We start from the raw sequence: 3,396 nt of genomic DNA, 5'->3' as shown, positions 1-3,396 counted from the left end.
CTCAATCGGCGCCGCGCGCTGGCTTGCCGATTTCCCCCAATTTCCCTCAATTTCCCTTGGAGAAAATATCCATGAAGATGCCATCCGCCCTTCGTGCCGCCGTGCTCGCGCTTGCGGCCGTTGCGGGCGTTACGCTGTCCTCCGCCGCTCGTGCCGACGAAGGTTTCGTGCAGCTTACGATCTACAAGGCGGGCTGGGTGATCGGCGGCTCCGGCGGCAGTGGCGTGCTGAATTTCCACGGACGGCGCTACCCACTTTCGACCGGTGGGCTCGACTACGGCTTCGTGTTCGGCGGCTCGAAGACGGTGCTGCGCGGCCGCGTCAGCAACATCTATCGCCCCTCCGACGTCGCCGGCGTCTACGGCGCGGCCGGCGCGGGCCTCGCGGTGGGCCGCGGCGCGCGCGCGATCGTGTTGACCAACCAGAAGGGCGCGGTGCTGGAGTTGACCGGACACCAGGTCGGATTGATGGCGAACGCGGATCTGAGCGGCTTGGCGATTACGATGCGGTAGCGTTTAGGGTGGGCAAAGGCGCGCAAGCGCCGTGCCCACCATCCGGCACGCCCACGCTGCCAGACCTCATCCTGAGGAGCGCGCATCGCGCGCGTCTCGAAGGATGAATGGCACCAGCAGGGCCTCGTGGTTCTCCCGGCGATGCGAAGCATCGTCCGGAGACAGCGCGGAGCCTGTCATCGGGCCGCGCTGCGCGCGGATCCGTTGGCGCCTCCTCACCATGAGGGTTCAATAGTGGAAGCGCCGACGCTCGTCTCCGCAGCTACCATTTCCGCCGTTTCCACCATATACCTTCACGATGAACCGTGAAGAGTTGATTGCCGCTTATGCCGCCCCCGGCCGTCACTATCATAATCTGACGCACATCGAAGACTGCCTCGCCGCGCTCGCGCGCGTGGACAATCTTTCGGCGGTCGAGCGCGAAATCCTGTCCGAGGCCATCTGGTGGCATGATGCCGTCTACGATGCGACGCGGTCGGACAATGAAGAGCTCAGCGCGCAGTTGGCCGAACAGCACGTCCGCGAGGACATTCGTCAGGAAGTCGGCCGCCTGATCCGTCTGACCAAGACACATGACGTCCAGGGCGATGATCGCCTGGGCGCTATCCTGATTTCGATCGACCTCAGCATCCTCGGCGCGGAGCCCGCGCGATACGACGCTTACGCCGCCGCGATCCGGCAGGAGTTCGTCCATGTTCCGGATCGCGACTATCGCGCCGGCCGCGCTCATGTGCTCGGCCGGTTCGCCGCGCGGCCGGTCATCTTTCCTGATGCTGACTTTGCCGCCAGATATGACCGGCCGGCCCGCGAAAACCTCGCGCGTGAACTGGCTTCCTTGCGCTGATGGCGCCGCCGGCTACCTCACCCCGAGAAAATCCCGCTTGCCGATCTCCACGCCGTTGTGCCGCAAAATGCCGTGGGTGGTGGCGGCATGAAAATAGAAATTCGGAAACGCAAAATTGACGAGATATTGCTGGCCCTTCATCGTCATGGTGTTGCTCGGGCCGATGGGGAAGGTCACTTCGCGCGTGTCGCCGCCCTCGAACTGCGCCGGCTTGAACGATTTTACATAGTCGATCGTCTTCGCGATCCGCTGCTGCAATTCCTCAAAGCTCTTTTCCGTGTCGGGCGTGGACGGCACCTCGCTGCCGGTGAGCCGCGCGCAGGTTTTGCCCGCGAAGTCGCAGACGGTCTGCACCTGCCGCGTCAGCGGATACATGTCGGGGTAAAGCCGCGCATTGAGCAGCACGTCGGGCTGGATGTTCTTCGCCTTGCAATGCGCTTCCGCTTTCGCGAGCAGGCCGGAAAGGCTGCCGAGAATCTGCAGGAAGGCGGGCACGGTTGCGTCGTGGAAAGACATGTGATGCTCTTTTCGTGATGTGGAATGGTGCCTCGGAATGATGAGGTGCTTTGCGAGATGGGGAGGCGGACGAGAAATACAACGCTTGCGGGGTGGCGACGCCAACGAAATTCCAAGCAGCGTGACGCTCCTCAACCTCGCCCCGCTTGCGGGGAGAGGTCGGATTGCGAAGCAATCCGGGTGAGGGGGTACAGGTCCCTCCACGAGTTGCGCTCGCGGAGGCAGCCCCTCACCCCAACCCTCTCCCCGCAAGAACGGGGAGAGGGAGACCCTACCGCGCCGCCGGCATCACCAGGCCGGCGGGCTGCGCCTGCACGCCGGGTCCGCGCATCCGCGCCAGCAGCTCGGCCGTCGGCCAGGAATCCGCCGGCAAGCCATACTTCACCTGCATCGCCTTCACCGCCGTGCGGCTCAACTGACCCATCACGCCGTCGACCTTGCCGACATTGAAGCCCACGCGCACCAGAAGCTGTTGCAGCTCCTTGAGCTCATTGAGCGGCAGTTGCGCCACCGGCGCGGACGGCGGTCGCATCGGCGGGGCGCCGGCGATGCGGCTGGCGAGATAGGCCGCGGTGGTCGAATAGATCAGCGAGTTGTTCCACTCGGTGTAGGCGGCGAAATTCGCATAGGCCAGGAACGCAGGCCCGGCGCGGCCCATCGGCAGCAGTAGCGAGGCCGGCATGTCGTCGTTCGGCAGCGGCCTGCCGTCGGGATAGGTAACGCCGAGCTGCGCAAATTTCGCGCGCGACAGTTTGATGGTCAGGTCCGCCTGATCCCACGGAAAATTCTGCGGCGCACGCACTTCCTGCAGCCACGGCTCGCCGCGCCGCCATTTCAATCCGTTGGCGATGTAGTTGGCAGTCGAGCCGATCACGTCGGGTGCGCTGCGCAGCATGTCGCGGTGGCCGTCGCCGTCATAGTCCACCGCATAGTTGAAATAATGCGTCGGCAAAAATTGCGCCTGGCCGAGCTCGCCGGCCCATGAGCCGATCATCTCGCTTGGCTTGAGATCGCCGCGGTCGACGATCTTCAGCGCCGCGATGGTCTCTTTCTGGAACATCTCCGAGCGGCGGCAGTCATAGGCCAGCGACACCAGCGACGGCAGCGTATGCAGCTTGCCTAGCTCGGCGCCGAAACTGCTCTCCAGGCCCCAGAACGCCGCGATCACCGGGGGCGGCACGCCATATTCCTTTTCCGCGCGCGCGAACGCCGCCGCATGATTGCGGATTCTCGCCTGCGCATTTTTTGCCGCGCCATCGGACGCCCGGTTTCGCGAAAATTCGGTGAACACCTGGCCGAACACGCGCTGGCCGCGGTCGCGGTTGACGATGCTTTGGTCGTAGACGAGGTAGGGGGCGGCTTCGGCAAGCGCGCGCTGCGAGACGCCTTCCGCCAGCGCTTGCTGCTTGAGGTCGGCGAGGAAGCGGTCGAACGACATGCCGTTGTGACAGGCCGCCCCACGCGGCGCGCGCGGAGCGGCGGCCGGTGGCTGCTGACCCGGCACCGGTGCGACCGCCGGTCTCG

The 3,396-nt window shown here is 64.9% G+C and carries 4 protein-coding genes; 2 read left to right on the top strand and 2 right to left on the bottom strand.

Going from position 1 to position 3,396, the window contains the following annotated elements:
- The first annotated feature begins 71 nt into the window (after positions 1-71).
- Positions 72-512 carry a hypothetical protein gene (locus CP49_RS33560; protein WP_057854415.1) on the top strand — a complete coding sequence of 147 codons (441 nt, stop codon included), beginning with the start codon at positions 72-74 and terminating at the stop codon, positions 510-512.
- Positions 513-810: 298 nt separating this feature from the next.
- Positions 811-1,356: an HD domain-containing protein gene (locus CP49_RS33555; protein ID WP_057854414.1), complete on the top strand. Its 546-nt coding sequence runs from the start codon at positions 811-813 to the stop codon at positions 1,354-1,356.
- Positions 1,357-1,368: 12 nt separating this feature from the next.
- Here the strand turns inward: CP49_RS33555 and CP49_RS33550 are convergent, their stop codons facing one another.
- Both CP49_RS33550 and CP49_RS33545 read right to left on the bottom strand, forming a co-directional pair.
- Entirely contained in the window at positions 1,369-1,872 is a 504-nt protein-coding gene (locus tag CP49_RS33550; protein ID WP_057854413.1) for a DUF1993 domain-containing protein, read from the bottom strand.
- A 271-nt stretch (positions 1,873-2,143) separates the two neighbouring features.
- Positions 2,144-3,376 (bottom strand): lytic murein transglycosylase, encoded by a 1,233-nt coding sequence (locus tag CP49_RS33545; protein WP_245310993.1) that lies wholly within the window; start codon positions 3,374-3,376, stop codon positions 2,144-2,146.
- Positions 3,377-3,396 lie beyond the last annotated feature (20 nt).

Source organism: Bradyrhizobium valentinum, assembly GCF_001440405.1.
In the GTDB taxonomy this organism is placed as follows: domain Bacteria; phylum Pseudomonadota; class Alphaproteobacteria; order Rhizobiales; family Xanthobacteraceae; genus Bradyrhizobium; species Bradyrhizobium valentinum.
This window is presented reverse-complemented; position numbering and strand designations above follow the sequence as displayed.

Excerpts from the sequence above, each read along its gene's own strand:
- CP49_RS33555 (WP_057854414.1), top strand. The coding sequence starts at position 811 with ATGAACCGTGAAGAGTTGATTGCCGCTTATGCCGCCCCCGGCCGTCAC.
- CP49_RS33550 (WP_057854413.1), bottom strand. The coding sequence starts at position 1,872 with ATGTCTTTCCACGACGCAACCGTGCCCGCCTTCCTGCAGATTCTCGGC.
- CP49_RS33560 (WP_057854415.1), top strand. The coding sequence starts at position 72 with ATGAAGATGCCATCCGCCCTTCGTGCCGCCGTGCTCGCGCTTGCGGCC.